The sequence below is a fragment of the Tessaracoccus pujii genome (assembly GCF_055326215.1).
In genome coordinates this window covers 380,744-397,772 of the sequence record NZ_JBUZNP010000002.1, presented here as the reverse complement: position 1 = coordinate 397,772, position 17,029 = coordinate 380,744, and the positions used below count along the sequence as shown (strand labels likewise).

Here is a 17,029-nt window from a genome sequence, read left to right as displayed (position 1 = left end):
TAAGCTTTCCCACGATCCAACCCCGGTTGATAGGAGGCGAGATGGATTACCTTCCCCGGATCGTCGACACGCTCCTATCGGCCCGCCTGGCATCCTCGGGTGCGGTCCTGATCGAGGGGCCCAAGGCATGTGGCAAGACCCGCACAGCCCAGCGGGCGTCCGCCAGCGCGGTTTACCTCGACGTCGATGAGGCTGCCCTTCGTGCGCTGGAAGTCGATCCCGCCTTGGTGCTGTCAGGTGCCGCCCCACGCCTCATCGATGAGTGGCAGCTGGATGGCACTCGTGTCTGGAACTTCGTGCGTGCTGAGGTGGACAAGCGTGGCGCACCTGGACAGTTCGTCCTGACCGGTTCGGCGGTGCCCAGCGATGATGTGCGCCGGCATTCCGGCGCTGGGCGATTCGCGCGGCTGGTCATGCGCCCGCTGTCCCTCTTCGAGTCGGGGGAGTCCACTGGGGTGTTGTCCCTCGAGGCCATGCTTGCTGGCGATCGCCCCACTTCGCCAGCTGATGCCACGACCCCCCAGCGGACAGCAGAACTGGTGGTTCGAGGCGGCTGGCCGTTGAACCTCGGTTTGTCGACGCGTGATGCAGCTGCGGCAAACCGTGACTACCTGCGCACAGTCGCAGAGGTCGACCTCCCACGGATTTCGGGGCCTCGCCGAGACCCTGTGCGGGTCATGCGATTCATTCAGGCACTGGCCCGAAACACGGCGATGGAGCACAACGTGACCAGGTTGGCCACAGAGGCTGAAGGCCTCGACGCCACAGTCTCGCGGCTCTCGGCCCATGAGTATCAGGATGCACTCACCAGGCTCATGCTCCTTGAGGTACAGCCGGCATGGGCGACGCACCTGAGATCTCGGGCGCGACTGCGGGGGAGGCCGCGAACCCATCTCGTAGACCCCTCTCTCGCTGCGGCGGCCCTGGAAGCCAGCCCGACGAAACTCGTGCGAGATCTCAACACCTTCGGACTACTTTTCGAGTCGCTGGCGGTCCGGGACGCTCGTGTCTACGCTGATGCCCTCGATGGTTCGGTCTACCACTACCGTGACTCCGATGGGCTGGAGGTGGACCTGATCATCGCGACCCGGGACGGGACCTGGGGCGCGTTCGAGGTCAAGCTGGGGCCGGGACAGGTGGACCGAGCGGCGTCTTCTCTGCTGAAATTCGCGGCCAAAGTCGACACCGACAAGAGCGGTGCCCCGGCCGTCCTCGGGGTGATCACCGCGAGTGGCTACGGCTACACCAGGCCCGACGGAGTGATGGTGATCCCGATCGGTGCCTTCGGGCCGTGATCCCAGGCGCGCTCGGGGGCAAGGCGCAGGGGCGTACCGGGCTCGCGCCTCGGGTCCAGTGCCAGCCGCCTATCCTGTCCCAATGCCGCGACACTTGAGCCCAGCGGAAGCCAGACGACTCGCCATCTCCGCGCAGGGCCTAGCCGCGCCACGCCCGACGACGCCCACCACCGCGTCCATCAACCGGGCGATCGCACGTATGGGCGTCCTCCAGCTCGACACCGTCAACGTCTTCGAGCGCTCCCACTACCTCCCGCTGCTCGCGCGCCTCGGGCCGTATCCGAAGGCCGCCCTCGACGCCCTCCTCCACCACGACACCCCCGCCACACCGCGCCTCGGCCGCTACACCGAGTACCTGGCCCACGAGGCCACCGTCATCCCCGTCTCGGACTGGCCGCTGTGGCACTGGCATCGCGTCGCCCCGAAGCGCCCGGGCTTCCAGAACTGGGCCACCGAGAACAAGGAGCTGATTGCCGACGTCCTGGCCGAGTTCGCCGACCGAGGCCCGCTGCGCATCCGCGACCTCGACCATCCCCAGAACGTCTCCCTCGGCGGCGGCTGGTGGAACAAGAACGACGTGCACTGGGCAGCGCAGTACCTGTTCCGCACCGGCGATCTGGTCACCGTCGGCCGCCAACGCTTCGAGCGCGTCCTCGCCCCCGCCACCGCCGTCCTCCCACCCGAAACCCTCGAACCCATGCCCAAGCAGGACGCCGTCCGCGAGCTCGTCCGTCGCGCCGCCGTCGCGCATGGGGTCGCCACCCTCGACGACCTGGCCGACTATCCCCGCCTCAAGATCGCCGACGCGCGCCTCGCCGTCGAGCAGCTCGTGGCCGACGGCGAACTCCAGCCCGTGACCGTCGACGGGTGGGCGAAGGACGCGTGGATGCCGGCCGGCCGGCGCATCCCCAGGCGGGTCCATGCCGACGCGTTACTCAGCCCGTTCGACCCCCTGGTCTGGTACCGCCCCCGCGCGGAGCGGCTGTTCGACTTCCATTACCGCATCTCCATCTACACGCCCAAGGAGCAGCGCGAGCACGGCTACTACGTGCTGCCGGTGCTGCTCGACGACCAGATCGCGGCCCGCATCGACCTCAAGAGCGACCGCAAGGCCGGCATCCTGCGCGTCCAGCACGCCCACGTCGAGCCGACACATGAGGGGAGCGTCGACGACGTGGCGAGGCGCGTTGCCTCCCTGCTGACCGAGGCGGCCGAGTGGCAGGGCCTGTCCGACGTCGCGGTGACCGGCCCCGGCACCCTCGCCCCAGCACTGGCCGGACTCGTCAGCTGAGGGTCGCGAACTTCCCGACGCTGGGCGCGTCGGTCGATGTGCTCGATCTAGGGGCGACCGCATCCTACGGCCGACGGGGGACATGGTCCGGCCGTCGATCCTGGCCCCTCAAGTACAGCTGCATCCGTTTCGTGGGCGAGATCACCGGTTTCCTGGTGACTGGATCGAACGTGACGGTCCACTGGTCCGCGGCGTCGTTGAAGCGCTGCGGCTCTACGACCGCGTGGTGGTGGGCGCAGAGCAAGACCATGTTTCCCAGCGATGTGGGCCCGTCGAGGTACCACGGCACGACGTGGTGGGCCTCGCACGCCGTGTCCGGTGCGGTGCAGTTGGGGAAGGCGCAGCCTCCGTCGCGGATGGAGAGCGCCTTGCGCAGCCCGGCGGGGACGAGCCGCTTCGTCAGGCCGAGGTCCAGCACCTCGGACCGGGCGCCGAGAACCGCGGGCGTGAGGTCCGCGTCGCAGCAGAGCCGGCGCAGGTCCCCAGGCGCGATCTCCGCACCCGACGCCAACACGCCCACCGCCTCTGCGCGCTCCCGCAGGTCCGACTCCTGGATGGTGACGACGATCCGCGGCCGGTCTCCGGCCACCGTCGGCGCCCCGCGATGCTCCTTCATCAAGGTGGCGAACGCGTCCGCCCGGCGCTGCTCGGGGGTGCGGCCCTGATCCGCCGCCGCATGGTCGCGCAGCATCTGCGGGCCGGGGCGCAGCGCCCGGACGTCTGCCAGCCGATCCCGCGCCGCGCGTCGGTCCGCCTGCACGTACGCCTCGACGGCCGCCACGAGCGGCGCGGCGTCCACCGCGGGCAGCGACCCCCGGAACCACACCGACCCGTCGCCGTCGTCGCCGTAGCTGAACGCCCGCTTCGCACGGGCCCGTCGCGCCTGCGCCTCGACGTCCGCCACCCGCTGCTCCGGCGTGGGGACCTGCTCGGGTGCGACCTCCGCCAACACCACCGGCGCCAGCTTCGACAACTCGCGCGGCGTGGTGGAGCCCGCGCGCCCGAGGAACACCTCCTCAGCCCGCACAAGCTGCTCCGGGCTCAGCCCGGCCGGCAGCTGCGACATGCCCTGGGAGATGGCCACCGCATGCGCGGGCGAGACGTCACCGTCCAGCGCGGCCTGCTTCACCTGGGAGTGGGCGGCCACGTCGCGTGCCTGGAACACCTTCGCGGCGGCCTCCTTCGCGTCTCGCTGCTCCGTCACAGCAAGGAACGATGTGAGGGGAGTCCCGGCCGCCCTCATCGATGCCTGCGCCCGGTTGGCCTCGTCGGTGAGCACATGGGCGAGCGTCTCCAGCCGCTCCGACAACCGCCGCGCACGCTGCATCAGCCGGAGCCTGGCCGGGGCGTCGAGCCTCTCGCGCTCAGCGTGGTCCACCAGCGACAGCGCGGATTCCAACGCGCTGAGCGCCTGGTCCGTGGTGAGCCGCTTCTGGAACATGCCTCCATGCTAATCGAACACAAGAGCCATTCCAAGCCCCAGGGGAGACTGTTATCCAATCGTGATAATCGAACGCGTGAGCGGTAACGGGCTGAGGGTGGCCCCGGAGGAAGCGACCACCCGATGGAGGTTTGAGACGCCAAGTTCTGGGTACGAGACAGGTAACCATCTACCCCACAGGAGGAATCATGGGAGCCGACGACAAGATCCGCAACGCCGCTGAGGAAGCGGGCGGCAAGGTCAAGGAAGGCCTCGGCAAGGTCACCGACAACGAGCGCCTCGAAGCCGAGGGCAAGGCCGACCAGACCTCGGCCGATATCAAGCAGGCCGGCGAGAAGGTCAAGGACATCTTCAAGTAGCCAGCCCAGCCCCGACGACGGCGGCCGGTCACCTCAGCAGGTGGCCGGCCGCCGCCACGTCCATCCGCTCGCCGAGGAGGGCCCGCGTCTCGAAGGGGCGAGACCCAACGTCACCCGCCCAGCCGCGACAATGCTCCGACGATGACCCCCAGGTACCCGTCGATCTGCCGAGCCGCGACCCCAGCAGCCTCCGATCCCCGACGGTACGGATCCGCGACCTCGTCGCCCTCCTCGGACGTCCGGTGCCGCCACAGGTGCTCAACCACGGAATCCAACGTCACCTCAGCAGGCAGTTCGCCCAGCACCCGCGCCGCGTGCCCGATGACGAACGCCTTTCGCCCGAGCGCCGGCCACTCGTCGAGGATGTAGCGACGGTGCTCCGCGGCCATGGCCAGGATCAGGTCCGCCTCCTCCACCAGGGAGCGCGTCAGCTGCCGTGCCCGGTGCGCGTCCGCCTCTCCGCGACCCCCGAGCTCCGCGGCCATCGGCGGATCGATCCCCTGCCCGACGAGGGCGCGCGTCCCGGCCGACACGAACACCACCCCCTCCGGAGCCGACGCCCCTGCCGCGACCTCGGCATACGCCGACCGGCAGATGTTCCCCGTGCACACGAACAGCACGGTGTACGGCCGCTCACGCCCAGCACCCCCCGCCATGGCCGCCCCGGACGCCACCGGCACGGCAGCCACAGCCCCAGCCCCGGATGACTCGACGGCGCCCTCACCGGCGACGGCGCCACCGGACCCCGCTGGGCCGCTCTGTCGGGGCAGGTGGTCGATCAGATCCAGCCACGCGTTTCCAGGCCGGAAACCGCTGGCCTTGATCCGTTCGAGGCTGAGCACCCCCTCCTCCACGGCCGTACCGCCTGAATCCCCGACGGCGGTCTGCACCAGCCGCGGATCGGCGCCCATCGCTTGGTAGACGCGCCGGGCCACATCGGCCCAGCTGACCCCACGCGACCGTCGCCGGTCAGGTTGTAGGTGCCGGCCGCGACCCCGGCGTCCAGCAGGTGCGTGATCCCGGCGGCCAGCTGCGTGGCGAACGTCAACCGCCCGCTGCGCTCGCCGTCGACGGTGACCCGCTGACCGTGACGGGCGGAGGTCACCAGGTCGTGCACGAACCCCTCGTCCCGTCCCGCCACCCATCCGGTCCGTACGACGAGGTGGCGCGGCACGCCCGCCGCCACGGTCTCGCCGGCGGCCAGCGCCTGCCCGTGCGCGGTGGCGAGGCTCAGCTGGTGGTTCTCCGGGTGTTCGGGGGCGGGGCGGTCGAAGGGGCAGTCCGAGGACACGTGCACGTATCGCATGCCGTGCCGGCGGGCGAGGTCTGCCAGGCGCTGCGCCCGCCCTGCCGCGACACTCCAGCTCTCCCGCGCCCCCGTCTCGCCGGGGCGCCCGGTGGCGGTGGCTCCGTGGGCGTGGACGAGGGTGTCGTAGGCGGAGGCGTCGACGGCGTCGGGGCCGTCGAGGTCCTCGGCGGAGATCCCGTCAGCGCGGGGGAGCGCGGCCCGCAGGGCGCGGCCCAGGGGGGTGTCGGTGCCCAGCACCAGGGTACGGCGCGGCTCGACGGGTGTGGCGTCGGCGAGGAGGGGGTAGAGGGAGTCGCGGTGGGCAACGATGGCGCGGTCGCTGCTGATGGGCCAGGGGATGTGCAGGGCCGGGTCGAACAGGTTGATCGACGAGTACGTTCTCCGCGCCTGAGCGGACCAGTGGTGGTCCAGCAGGTAGGTGAGCGTGGTGTCGTCCTCGAGCACCTGGTGGCCGTTCGCGACGCCGCGGGGGACGAAGGCCGCGGTGTTGGGGTCGAGGTCCGTCGTGAAGGTGCGGCCGTAGCCCTCCCCGGCCCGCAGGTCCACCCACGCTCCCATGGCGCGGCCGCGCACCACGCTGACCAGGCGGTCCCACGGCTCGGCGAGGAAGCCCCGGGTGATGCCGCGCTGCACCATGTGGGTGACGTTGTGCTGCACGGGCTGGAAATCGGGCAGCCCGAGGGCGGTCATCTTGGCGCGGTGCCAGTTCTCCTTGAACCAGCCGTCGTCGTTGTACTGCACGCCCAGGTGCAGGATCAGCAGACCCGGGATCTCGGTGTGGGTGATGCGAAGCTCGTGCACGGGTCTCCTCTCTGGCCGCTGGGTACTACTGGAGCTGGTCCACAACCTTCTGCGCGATCTCCGCCTGCGCCTCACCGGACAGCGTCTCGCCGTCCCCGGCGCCGGGCTGCCCCACGTTGACGAACGTGCCGTCGACGGCCTCGACGGCGGCGCGGATGGTGCGGCCGTGCAGGGTGAGGAAGTACGGCACGGAGCCCTCCGTGGTGACGGGGGAGATGGCCACCAGCTCCGCATCCGGCAACGCCTGCCGCAGCGCGTCGAAGTACTTGGTCGCCGGGTCGGCGAGGCTGTAATCGCCGTCGGAGGTGCCACCGAACGTGACGACGACATCGGGCTCGGCCTCGGCGATAGCCGGGGATAGTGCGGACGAAGCTCGACGTCGCAGGACCTCGGTGCGGTCAGGTAGCCACGCCGGGGGAGGCGAGGTTGATGACGGTGCCCCAGCCGAGTTCTTCAGCGGCGCTGCCCACCCAGCTGTCCGACCGCTCACCGAGCGAGAAGCACTGTTCAGTCCGGATCCCGGCGAGCTGAGATTCGCGGGCGACGGACGAGCATTCCTGGCTGGCACCTGAGCCTGTTGCCGGGACGACAAGGGCGACGCCCCCGTCGGGGAGCGCCGCCCTTGTCATTGCGGTAATGCGTTACCGCTGGGCCTTCGTGAAGCCGGCCGCCTTGGCCGCGTCCTCGGAGTTGAACCACACCTCGGCGATGGTGCGGTCATACCCACCGCTGCCTGCCACGTGGTACTTCTTCGAGCGCTCGTTGCCCTTGATGGTGAAGCCCTCCGGCGGCTCGGTGCCCACGTAGGCGCCCTCACCGTAGGTGGCCTCGACAGCCGCGACACCCGGCTCCTCAACCGGCTCCGGCGTCCCGCCGTCGTGGTAGGCATCCTCGGCCACGCTATGCCCGAAGGCCTCGTCGGCCGGCTCGGGGGTCGTGTCCTCGACGGGCACGTCCGTCTGGACGCTCTCGTCGGTGGGGGTGACCACCTCGTCGGGCTGGCCCTCCGGTGCGGTGTCGGCGGCGAACTTCGCCGCGGTGGAGAAGGTGTCGTTGTTGTTGACGTACGCCTTCGACGGCTCGTGGGCCGTCCAGCCGTCGTCCTTCGGGGCAAGGAAGTGCCGCACAGCGGCGACGGCGCCTGCGACGATCGCGGCGATGGCGAGGAACTTGCCGAACCCCTTCAGCTTGGAGTGCTTCGGCTTCGGGGCCAGTTCGCCCTTCAGTGCCATGACGGCGGCGCCGCCACGCTTGCTGGCCTCGGCGATGGCCGGGTGCTCGGCCGCGGCGTGCAGGACCTCCTGCAGCCTGGGCAGGAAATCGTCCTCCACCCTCTCGCGCGCAGCGTCGACGGCGGGCGTCACGCGGTCCAGCGCGTCCTTGATGTGCGGCTCCAGATCATCCAGCCTGCGTGAGGCGAAGTCCGCGGAGCGGACCCTCGCGTCGTGCAGGATGGGGCCGGCCTGGTGGCGGGCCTCGTCCAACAGGACCTGGGCGCGCTCAATGCCTTCCTTGAGTGCGTGCTGACCGTACTCGGCGGCGGCGGAAGCGGATTCCGCGGCGGCCTTCTTCAGCTCTTGTGACTTCTTCACAAGTACCTCCCTAGTTGTGGCTCGTAATCGAGCAGTTTCTACGCTACCCGCTTGTGGGGTTCATGCAAGGTGCGTTTGAGGAAGATTGGTAGGGGATAGGGTCTGCGCGTGAGCTATCTGGTGTTGGGGAACCTGACGTGCGCCGTTCTACTGGCCGTCTCCGGGTGGGCCAAGCTGCGCGCGACGGCCGAGACGCGCGACGCCTTCCAGGCGCTGCGGCTGCCGGAGTGGCTGCGCCGCTCGCCGGCGCCGTCGCTGCTGCCGTGGGCGGAACTGGTGCTGGCCGTGGTGCTGGTGCTGGGGACGGGCTGGGTGCTCGTCGCGGGCTCGGTGGCCGCGGTGGCGCTGTTCGCCGCCTACGCCGTCGTGATCGGGCAGGCGCTGCGCTTCGACGAGCCGGTGCGCTGCAACTGCTTCGGGGCGCTGGGCTCGCACGACGTCTCCTGGCGGACCCTGGTGCGCAACCTGCTGCTCCTCCTCATGGCCGTGCTGGGGGTCATGGGCGTCCTTGTGGGGGTCGAGCTCTACAACCTGGAGGGCGGCAGCTGGGGCTGGGTGGCGATGGCCGCGCTGAGCACCGTCGTCGTGACGTTGTCGCTGGTACCGGGGCGCGACGCGGGGGCGGGTACCGGGGACAGGCCGCTCGGCTTCGCGGCGAACCTCAGCCTCACCGATGCGGAGACCGGCAAGGGCGTGCAGCTGCGCGCCCTCGCGCACCAGCACCGCGGGATGGTGCTGCTGTTCGTGGTGGCCGGCTGCGGCGGATGCGAGCGGGTCCTCGCCCAGCTGCCCGAGTGGCTGGCGCGGGTGCCCGGGCGCGTCATCGTCCCGGTGCGACCCGCCGGCTACTCCCTGCACGACCCGAAGTGGACGGACCTCACCCACCTCCACGACGACTGGGGCTCCAACGTCGCGCAAGCCCTCGTCGGCCCCTACACGCCTGCCGCGGTGGAACTGGACGCCAAGGGCGCCGTGGTGGGGTCCCCGGCCGTCGGAGAGAAGGCCGTGCGGGACCTCATCCTCCGGACCGCCGCCGAGCCGGAGGCGGCCGGGGCACCCGCGGCCAAGCCAGAGCCGGAAGCGGTGGAGCCCGAGCCTGCCGTCGTCGAGGAGGACGACGGCCTCGAGGACTATCAACGCCTCCCCATCCCAGACGGCGTGCTCCTGCGCCCCGACGGCGAGCCCGTCACGCTGCGGGCGCTCGCCGCGCAGCACGCGCAGCTGCTGGTCACCATCGACTGCCTGTGCGCTCCGGCCCGCGAGGCCATCGCCCGCGTGGGGGAGTGGCAGCGGCGTCTTCCGGTGCTGGAGGCCAAGCTGGTGCCCTCGATCCGCCCCTCGACGGGCACGCTGACCCGGGAGGTGGAGGCGGTGTCGCTGTACGACCACGACGGCGTCGCGGCCCGGGCGCTGCGCGCGACGGGCAAGGTCGCGGCGGTGCTCCTGGGCGCCGACGGCATGATCGCCGGCGGACCGGTCTCCGGGATCGACGCCGTGGAGGAGTTCGTGGCCGACATCGAAGCCCAGCTCCCGCCGTCGGAGTGACCCGCTTGCCCTCCTCTGCCACACTGGTCCAGACCACGAGAGCCAACCGAAAGGACCCTTTGTGAGCACCGCTACGCTCCACACGAACCACGGTGACATCGTCATCGAGCTCTTCCCGGACCACGCGCCCAAGACCGTCGAGAACTTCGTCGGCCTCGCCACCGGCACCAAGGAATACTCCGACCCGGCCACGGGGAAGAAGACCACCGGCAACTTCTACGACGGCCTCACCTTCCACCGCGTCATCGACGGCTTCATGATCCAGGGCGGCTGCCCCAACGGTGACGGTCGCGGCGGACCGGGGTACCAGTTCGGCGACGAGTTCCACCCGGAGCTGACCTTCAACAAGCCCTACCTGCTGGCCATGGCCAACGCCGGGCCCGGCACCAACGGCTCCCAGTTCTTCATCACCGTGGGCCCCACGCCGCACCTCAACCGGCGCCACACCATCTTCGGTGAGGTCAAGGACGAGGCCAGCCAGAAGGTGGTGGACTCGATCGCCACCACGAAGGTCGGTCGCGGCGACAACCCGGTCGAGCCCGTGGTGATCAACTCCGTCACGGTCGCCTGACCCAGATCGTCGAGAACGCCCGCCCGGCTGAGCCCGGGCGGGCGTTTCCGTTTCACAGCCAGCGAGGGGAGCGCGTCAGAGCTCGCGGCGCTCGAACACCCGGGCCGTCGCCCACACCAGCACGGCGGTCAGCGCCGCCGTCGTGAGCGCGGGCCACAGGAGGGAGACCTCGACGTCGGCACCGAGCGCCACCGGCGCGTTGACCATCCCCGCGGGCGTCCAGCGGAGCATCGGGCCCCAGATCCCCGAGATCATCAGCAGGAAGAAGAAGCCCAGCCCGATGCCGGCCGCGCCGGCGCCCGAGTCCACCGCCGCGGAACCCAGCAGCACCACCGCCACCAGCAGCAGCGCGAACAGAAGCCACGCCGCCGTCGCCGCCAGCAGGGGGCGCAACGGCGCGTCGGGGAACCAGATCAGCGTCACGCCCCACGTCACGAGCATCGCGGCCAGGGTGGCGCCCACCAGCAGCACCGCCGTCGAGACGAACTTCGACACCACGAAGCCCGCGCGCGACACCGGCTTGGTCAGCACCATGACGGCGGTGCCCGCGCGCTTCTCGCCGGAGATGGCGCTGCCCAGCATGATGACGAGAGCGAAGGCGACGATCTGGCTGAGGTTCTTGGTCCACTGCGCGTAGGAGTCCACCCAGGTGGGGTCCGGCATCTCGGCGGTGAAGATGTCGCCGCCGAGCGTGGCCAGCAGCTCGGGCGTGTAGGCGGCCGTCGGGGGCCCGGTGACGGCCGAGAACAGCAGGATCCCCGGCAGCACCCAGATCCGCCACGTGCGGACGATCTCCACCAGGTCCTTGGCCAGGAAGGCCCTGAAGCTCCTCATCGGTTCACCCCCACCAGGCCCACGAAGACCTCCTCGAGCGAGACCTCGAGCTCGTCGAAGCGGCGCAGCCCGAGCCTTAGCCCGGCGACGAGCCCGGGGAGTGCCTGCCGCGCGGCGGCGAGATCGCTGACCACCACGTCGATCGCCTCGTCATCCCGCGGCACCGGCATGTGCCGGACCGCCCACGGCTCGGCCGCGACGGCGGCGACCAGCGCCTCGATGCCGTGCGTGACGGCGATGCGCACGGTCGTCGAGCCGCCGTGGGAGCGACGGAGGTCAGCCACGGTGCCCTGCACTACGAGCCGGCCGTGGTCGAGGACGGCCACCTGGTCGCAGATCCGCTCCACGTCGCCCAGCAGGTGGCTGGAGAACAGGACGGTGGTGCGGCCCCGCAGTGAGGCGATCATCTCCAGCACCTCCGCGCGTCCCAGCGGGTCCAGGGCCGACGTCGGCTCGTCGAGGATCAGCAGGTCCGGCGCGTTGATGAGCGCCTGGGCGATGCCGAGCCGCTGCTTCATGCCGCGCGAATAGCCGCCCACGGGGTGGCGGTTCCCGGCCAGGCCGGCCATCTCGAGGAGGGCGTCGGCGCGCTGGGCGAGGACCGGCTCGGCGATGCCGAAGAGGGAGCCGGCCAACCGCATGAATTCCGCCCCGGTCATCCAGGGGTAGAAGCCGGGCACGTCCGGCAGGAACCCGACGCGGGCGTGGACGGCGTCCCGGCCGGCATGGGTGTCGTGGCCGAAGATCGTCGCGCCACCGGAGGTGGGACGCGCCAGGCCGAGCAGGATCCGCAGCATGGTGGTCTTCCCGGCGCCGTTGGGGCCCAGGAAGCCGAACACGGAGCCCTCCGGCACGGTCAGGGTGACGCCGTCGAGGGCGTGGACGTCGCCGTACAGCTTGGTGAGGTCGTGTGTCTCGACGACGTTCAACTCTTGTCCTCGTTCGTGCCGTAGAGGAGGTCGGCGGTGTCTGCGGCCGTGCGGCCGGCCGCGTGGCGCGCTCCGGGCTGGGCCTCCGGCTGCGCGGCTGCGGTGGCGTACCTGGCCTCGCTGCGCCGGACCAGGAGGAAGGCGATCGGGCCGAGGATCTGCACGAAGAGGATCAGCGCCAGCCACACCCACTTGTTCGGCTTCGGCATGAGCGCGTCAGGGGTGCGGGCCCAGGTGACGACGCCCACGATGAGGAACGCCAGTTCGATGACAAGAACGATGCCCAGCACCACGAGGAGCCAGGCGGGGAGGTCGAGGAGCTGCTCGAGAGGCATGTCTGTTCCCTTCTGTCGGGCGGGCGGCGTGTGGACGGACCGCGGCCCGTCGTCGCGCCATCGCCACTAGTCAACCGTAGTCCTCTCCCGCGGCGGAGGAGCCGCGGCGCGGCCGTCGATCCCTTCCGTGAGGAGGTCCGCCTGGGGAGAGGCGCGGGCCGTCTCGAAGGGTTGTGACGAGAGCTTCGAGCGGGACCGGCTGTCGGGGAGGGTTACGACCCTTCGAGACGCCCAACGGTCGCTTCGCGACGTGGGGCTCCTCAGGGGGCGAGGGAGGGTTCCGCCGGTGGAGCGGCGCGGGTTGTCAAATCCGTTCCCTGAGGAGGTCCGTCCGCGGAGCGGCGCGGGCCGTCTCGACGGGTGAGACTCCCGACTTCCTTCTCAGCCAGTTCAGCGAGGGGCAACGGTGATCGGCCCGGGAGATCGCTGCGTTCGGGATCCTACTTGCGCTCGTCGCGAGCCTGGAAGCCCACACGGCGCCGCGAAGCGTAGTACCCCCGACGGCTGGAGTCGAGGATACTGCGGGCTTCTTTCATTGCTCGCTCGTAGTACGCCTGTGCTTCGGGTCCGCTCGCCGAGACACCTCGGTCGCGGTCGTCGTTGCTCATTCGCACGTCAGTCATGATTCACCCTCCTCCTTCATAACAGCGTAGGCCACCGACAAAGTCCGGGCGAGGAGTTCCAGAACGGTTTCGTCGATGCCTGTGAACACATCAGCAACCTCGGCATCGATGTTCAGCATGCCGTAGACCTCGCCTTTGACGTCGAGGATGCCGCAGGTGCTGAAGGTCGCGTACTTGTTGCTACCAGGGATGAACCCCGGCGGCTGGTGTTGTGCCAAATCTGGGTAGGTCTTCGGCTTCCCGGTGCGGGCGGTCCGCCAAGCCTCCTTGTCGGCCAGCCCTCGGCCGCGGGCGGCGAACCGGCGCTGCGAAGGCTGCCCTGAGCTGAACCTGTCCAGCTTCGGCTGCAGGAACCCGTTTGTTGCTTCGAACAGGACACCGCGCACCCGAACGTCCGAGGGCCCGCAGATGTGGTCCGCCGCACTGATGATTGCCTCCTCGACGGATGCCAAGTGCTCCTTGCTCGGCTGTCCGACTTGCCTGGCCAATCGCATCAGAATTGGAAGGTAATAGAACTGAACCAATGCGATGAGCTCCTCAGCAGTGGCCCGCTCGTACTCGCGCGTCCACTTCGAACGCAGGCTTGGCAAGCCCAGGACGGCCATTACGATCACGACCGCCCCTACGATGGCTAGGACTGTGAACCGTCCTGGCGGGATGCTGCCGAGGTAGGCGCCGAGCAGCACCAACCCGACGTTCAGTACGACGATGATGGGCCAATAGAGCCAGCCTGTGACAAGGCTCCTGAGGAAGTCACCACCAGTCCTGGAGATCGGTGGGCTTGCGGTGGGTTGCACGGCCGGGAGTCTATTGCCTCGTTGGGTCCAATCCGGGCTGGTGGACCGGCCAGCTCCGCTAAGAGGCGAGGAGGGCCGCGACCGTTCGCCCCAGCGGATCGTCGACAGGCAGGGGCGGTGCCGGGCCGAGCAGCTCGTGGGCCAGGGCGCCGTCGGGTAGGCCCGCGTGGAGAGGCCAGGCCCACTCGCCGTCGGTCTCGATGAGGCGGACGCCCGGCAGCTCCAGCCACGCCGCGATCCGTTCGGCCTCCTCGACGCTGCCAGCGGGAATCCCGCCGCGCGGCGGGAGGATGGTCTCTGCCGCCGCCATGGCCTCCTCGGCCGCGGTGCGCGCCCGGGCCGAGGGCGCCGTCGTGGCGGCGGCGAGCTTCCCGTAACGGATGACGTGGATGTCCCAGCCCGCGGCCGACGGGATGGCCGCCACGAGCTGCCGGCACAGCGCCAGGGACCGCAGGCGGTGGAAGCGGATGGATGTGCGGTAGTAGGCCGTGAGCCGGTCCGAGATGGTGCCGGCCTCCTCGAAGCGCTCCTGCGCCACCAGCTTGCGCATCCGCACCCGCACGCTCCGCAGCACCGGGCGCACGTCGCCCAGCCAGCTGCTGGACACAGCCTCGGCGATGGCGGGGTACTGGGCGGCGCCGTCGCCCAGCTCACACGGCGCCACGCAGCGGCCCATCTCCCCGAGCGCGCAGGAGGAGGAGGGCTTCTTCGCCGAGAGTCTGGTGGTGCAGCGGCGGAGGCGGAAGGCGTCGTAGAGGGTGAGCGCGGCCTCGTCCGCGGCGTCGCGGCTGCGGAAGGGGCCGAAGTAGGTGCCGTCGTCGCGGACCTGCGTCACGATCGACAGCCGAGGAAACGCCTCGTCGGTGAGCTTCAGCCAGCTGACCTTGCGCTGGTTCTTCGAGCGACGGTTGTAGCGCGGGGCCAGCGACTCGATCATCCGCAGCTCCCGCACCTCCGCCTCCAGGTCCGTGGCGCAGGGCACGAACTCCACGCCGGTGGCCACGCGCACCATCTCGTGGATCCGGCCGCGCTTCTCCGCGGCGGAGAAGTAGGAGCGGACCCGGCGGCGGAGGTTGGTGGACTTGCCGACGTAGAGGACCTCACGCTTGTGCTCGCCGGTGGGGGTGACGGAGTCCGTGTAGAAGTAGTAGACGCCCGCGCACTCCGGGGCCGTGGTGGCCCAGGTGCGCTTGGCCCGCCTGTCCGGGGAGACCTGCAGCGCGAACTCGGTGAGGTCCTCCAGCGTGTGCACACCGAGGTTGCCCACGCGCTCCAACAGGCCGTGGAGGACGTCGACGGTGGCGCGGGCGTCGCTGAGGGCGCGGTGGTTGGGCTCCGTGCCGGCGCTGAAATAGCGGGCAAGGGTGGCCAGCTTGCAGTTGGGCACCTCGTCGCGAAGCAGCGCGGTGCGGGCCAGGGCGACGGTGTCCACGACGGTGGGCCGCGGCCACGCCAGGCCGAGCTGCTCGTATCCGCGCTTGAGGAAGCCGGTGTCGAAGCGGGCGTTGTGCGCCACGATCACCGCGCCTGCGGCGAACTCCGCGAAGGCGGGCAGCACCTGTGACGGCGGGGGAGCGGTGGCCACCATCTGGTTGGTGATGCCGGTGAGCACCTGGATCATGGCGGGGATGGGGGCCGACGGGCGGACGAGGGTCTGGAACTCGCCCAGGATCCGGCCCCCCTGGACCTTCACCGCGCCCACCTCGGTGATCTCCGAATCGGCCGAGCCCCCCGTCGTCTCCAGGTCCACCACCACGAACGTCACCTGGGAGAGGTGGACGCCGAGGTCCTCGAACGAGGGTTGCGCGACGGAGACGGTGGCCATGGGGAGAGGCTAGGTGGGCGGTCTGACAGAACTGTCGGTGGGGTGGGGGAGGGTGGGGCGCATGGCTACCTTGCATGTTGACTGCAACTCCTGTTCCGAGCGCGGCGCCGCGTGCTCGGACTGCGTGATCTCCCTGCTCCTGGGGCCGCCGGACGTGGGCCTCGAGGACGACGAGCAGCAGGCGCTGGTGGTGCTCGCGGAGGCCGGCCTGGTGCCACCGCTGCGGCTCGCGCACGACGGCGGGCACCGGCGCGCGGGCTAGTTGCGGGGCTCCCGATGGACACGGGAACTGGGACTTTGAGAAAAGGCTGAAGGCGCTTAGGATTCTCTCAGACTTACCCCCTCACCTGGAGTACCCGTGAACCGAGTCCGCATCGCCCTCGTCAGCAGCCTTGCTGCCGTCCTCGTCGCCACGTTGGGCATCTCCGCCCAGGCAGACCCGGCCGCCGTCGAGAAGGCCCGCGAGGAACTGGCGCGCATCCACCAGGAGTCCTCCGCCATCGACCAGGAGCTGATCGAGGCCAGCGAGCGCCTGCAGCAGGCGGAGGTGAAGCTCACCACCATCTCGGCTGACCTTCGGACGCAGGAGTCCAAGGTCGAGAAGCTGTCGGCGCAGATCGGCGACGTCGCCACGCTGCAGATGCGCAACGACTCCTTCAGCGTCACCGCCAAGCTCCTCACCAGCGGTTCGTCGGACAACCTGCTCAGCGGCCTCGCCGCGTTCCAGACCGAGATCGACCGCTCGAACGCGGGCGTCCAGCAGCTCCAGCTGGTCCAGGCCAAGCTGGCCACCCTGCGCGAGGACGCCGCCGCCACCGAGGCCGCGCTGAAGAAGGACACCGAGGCCAAGAAGGACCTCGCGAAGCAGTTCGAGGCCAAGGAGGCCGAGGCCGAGCGCGTCTACAACCGCCTCTCCGAGGAGGAGCGTCAGCGTCTCGCGGCCATCGAGGCCGAGCGCCAGCGTGTCGCGGCAGAGGCCCAGGCCGCCGCCGAGGCCCGCGCCGCCGCAGCTGAGGCCGCCAGCCGCTCCCGTGAGACCACCTCCAGCACGTCGGCTCCCGCCGCTGCCGCGGCCCCCAAGGTCGAGGCCGCCGCGCCGGTCAGCGACGGCGCCGCGTCGTCGCGCGCCCAGGGCGCCGTCAACGCAGCGCTCGCCAAGGTGGGCAGCCGCTACGTGTGGGGCACCTCGGGTCCCGACACCTTCGACTGCTCCGGCCTGACCAGCTACGCGTACCGCCAGGTGGGCATCACGCTGTCGCGCTCGTCGCGGACGCAGTACTCCAGCGAGGGCCGGAAGGTCTCGCTGTCGGAGATCAAGCCGGGTGACCTGGTGTTCTACTACAGCCCGGTCAGCCACGTCGCGCTCTACATCGGCAACGGCAAGATCGTCGACGCTGCCAACCCGCGGACCGGGGTGCGGATCGCGAGCCTTCAGTCCATGCCGATCACCGGCGTGCGCCGCGTCGTCGGCTGACGCTCGCC

The 17,029-nt window shown here is 70.3% G+C and carries 17 protein-coding genes and 1 pseudogene; 7 read left to right on the top strand and 11 right to left on the bottom strand.

Annotated features, from left to right (window positions below):
• The first annotated feature begins 41 nt into the window (after window positions 1-41).
• Together ACZK5N_RS03895 and ACZK5N_RS03890 are read left to right on the top strand one after the other, a co-directional pair.
• On the top strand, window positions 42-1,295 hold the full coding sequence (locus tag ACZK5N_RS03895; protein ID WP_459020176.1) for an ATP-binding protein: 1,254 nt from the start codon (window positions 42-44) through the stop codon (window positions 1,293-1,295).
• 82 nt (window positions 1,296-1,377) lie between these two features.
• Window positions 1,378-2,586, top strand: coding sequence for a winged helix-turn-helix domain-containing protein (locus ACZK5N_RS03890; RefSeq protein WP_459020175.1), 1,209 nt, complete (start codon window positions 1,378-1,380; stop codon window positions 2,584-2,586).
• Between the two features lie 64 nt (window positions 2,587-2,650).
• Here ACZK5N_RS03890 and ACZK5N_RS03885 read toward each other — a convergent pair whose 3' ends face one another.
• Entirely contained in the window at window positions 2,651-4,027 is a 1,377-nt protein-coding gene (locus ACZK5N_RS03885; RefSeq protein ID WP_459020174.1) for an HNH endonuclease signature motif containing protein, read from the bottom strand.
• Between the two features lie 188 nt (window positions 4,028-4,215).
• Here ACZK5N_RS03885 and ACZK5N_RS03880 point away from each other — a divergent pair, with 188 nt between their 5' ends.
• Window positions 4,216-4,386, top strand: coding sequence for a CsbD family protein (locus ACZK5N_RS03880; RefSeq protein WP_459020173.1), 171 nt, complete (start codon window positions 4,216-4,218; stop codon window positions 4,384-4,386).
• A 110-nt stretch (window positions 4,387-4,496) separates the two neighbouring features.
• Here ACZK5N_RS03880 and ACZK5N_RS03875 read toward each other — a convergent pair whose 3' ends face one another.
• From ACZK5N_RS03875 to ACZK5N_RS03860, 4 genes and pseudogenes are all read right to left on the bottom strand, one after another.
• Window positions 4,497-5,228, bottom strand: coding sequence for an arsenate reductase/protein-tyrosine-phosphatase family protein (locus ACZK5N_RS03875; RefSeq protein WP_459020172.1), 732 nt, complete (start codon window positions 5,226-5,228; stop codon window positions 4,497-4,499).
• The gene (locus ACZK5N_RS03870) at window positions 5,165-6,496 is read right to left on the bottom strand and encodes a dTDP-4-dehydrorhamnose 3,5-epimerase family protein (RefSeq protein ID WP_459020171.1); all 1,332 of its coding nucleotides are present in this window, start codon (window positions 6,494-6,496) and stop codon (window positions 5,165-5,167) included. Before ACZK5N_RS03870 ends, ACZK5N_RS03875 begins: the two co-directional genes overlap by 64 nt.
• A gap of 25 nt (window positions 6,497-6,521) precedes the next feature.
• Window positions 6,522-6,986, bottom strand: a complete 465-nt coding sequence (locus tag ACZK5N_RS03865) for an SGNH/GDSL hydrolase family protein (protein ID WP_459020170.1) — start codon at window positions 6,984-6,986, stop codon at window positions 6,522-6,524.
• A 151-nt stretch (window positions 6,987-7,137) separates the two neighbouring features.
• Window positions 7,138-7,392, bottom strand: a pseudogene (locus ACZK5N_RS03860) (sunset domain-containing protein); the annotation flags it as partial.
• 804 nt (window positions 7,393-8,196) lie between these two features.
• Here ACZK5N_RS03860 and ACZK5N_RS03855 point away from each other — a divergent pair.
• Both ACZK5N_RS03855 and ACZK5N_RS03850 read left to right on the top strand, forming a co-directional pair.
• Complete coding sequence (locus ACZK5N_RS03855) at window positions 8,197-9,633, top strand: MauE/DoxX family redox-associated membrane protein (RefSeq protein ID WP_459020169.1); 1,437 nt, start codon at window positions 8,197-8,199, stop codon at window positions 9,631-9,633.
• Between the two features lie 61 nt (window positions 9,634-9,694).
• A complete protein-coding gene (locus tag ACZK5N_RS03850) occupies window positions 9,695-10,204 on the top strand; it encodes a peptidylprolyl isomerase (protein ID WP_459020168.1) in 510 nt (169 codons plus the stop codon).
• A gap of 75 nt (window positions 10,205-10,279) precedes the next feature.
• Here the strand turns inward: ACZK5N_RS03850 and ACZK5N_RS03845 are convergent, their stop codons facing one another.
• The 6 genes from ACZK5N_RS03845 to ACZK5N_RS03820 all read right to left on the bottom strand — a co-directional run bounded on the left by ACZK5N_RS03845 (window position 10,280) and on the right by ACZK5N_RS03820 (window position 15,547).
• On the bottom strand, window positions 10,280-11,038 hold the full coding sequence (locus tag ACZK5N_RS03845; protein WP_459020167.1) for an ABC transporter permease: 759 nt from the start codon (window positions 11,036-11,038) through the stop codon (window positions 10,280-10,282).
• Window positions 11,035-11,967 (bottom strand): ABC transporter ATP-binding protein, encoded by a 933-nt coding sequence (locus ACZK5N_RS03840; RefSeq protein WP_459020166.1) that lies wholly within the window; start codon window positions 11,965-11,967, stop codon window positions 11,035-11,037. Before ACZK5N_RS03840 ends, ACZK5N_RS03845 begins: the two co-directional genes overlap by 4 nt.
• Window positions 11,964-12,302, bottom strand: a complete 339-nt coding sequence (locus ACZK5N_RS03835) for a PLD nuclease N-terminal domain-containing protein (RefSeq protein ID WP_459020165.1) — start codon at window positions 12,300-12,302, stop codon at window positions 11,964-11,966. Before ACZK5N_RS03835 ends, ACZK5N_RS03840 begins: the two co-directional genes overlap by 4 nt.
• Window positions 12,303-12,742: 440 nt before the next feature.
• Window positions 12,743-12,925: a hypothetical protein gene (locus ACZK5N_RS03830; protein WP_459020164.1), complete on the bottom strand. Its 183-nt coding sequence runs from the start codon at window positions 12,923-12,925 to the stop codon at window positions 12,743-12,745.
• Window positions 12,922-13,722 (bottom strand): GAF domain-containing protein, encoded by an 801-nt coding sequence (locus ACZK5N_RS03825; RefSeq protein WP_459020163.1) that lies wholly within the window; start codon window positions 13,720-13,722, stop codon window positions 12,922-12,924. Before ACZK5N_RS03825 ends, ACZK5N_RS03830 begins: the two co-directional genes overlap by 4 nt.
• 58 nt (window positions 13,723-13,780) lie before the next feature.
• Window positions 13,781-15,547: a DEDD exonuclease domain-containing protein gene (locus ACZK5N_RS03820; protein WP_459020162.1), complete on the bottom strand. Its 1,767-nt coding sequence runs from the start codon at window positions 15,545-15,547 to the stop codon at window positions 13,781-13,783.
• A 61-nt stretch (window positions 15,548-15,608) separates the two neighbouring features.
• Here ACZK5N_RS03820 and ACZK5N_RS03815 point away from each other — a divergent pair, with 61 nt between their 5' ends.
• Together ACZK5N_RS03815 and ACZK5N_RS03810 are read left to right on the top strand one after the other, a co-directional pair.
• Complete coding sequence (locus tag ACZK5N_RS03815) at window positions 15,609-15,809, top strand: hypothetical protein (RefSeq protein ID WP_459020161.1); 201 nt, start codon at window positions 15,609-15,611, stop codon at window positions 15,807-15,809.
• 96 nt (window positions 15,810-15,905) lie between these two features.
• Window positions 15,906-17,021 (top strand): C40 family peptidase, encoded by a 1,116-nt coding sequence (locus tag ACZK5N_RS03810; protein WP_459020160.1) that lies wholly within the window; start codon window positions 15,906-15,908, stop codon window positions 17,019-17,021.
• The last annotated feature ends 8 nt before the right edge of the window (window positions 17,022-17,029 follow it).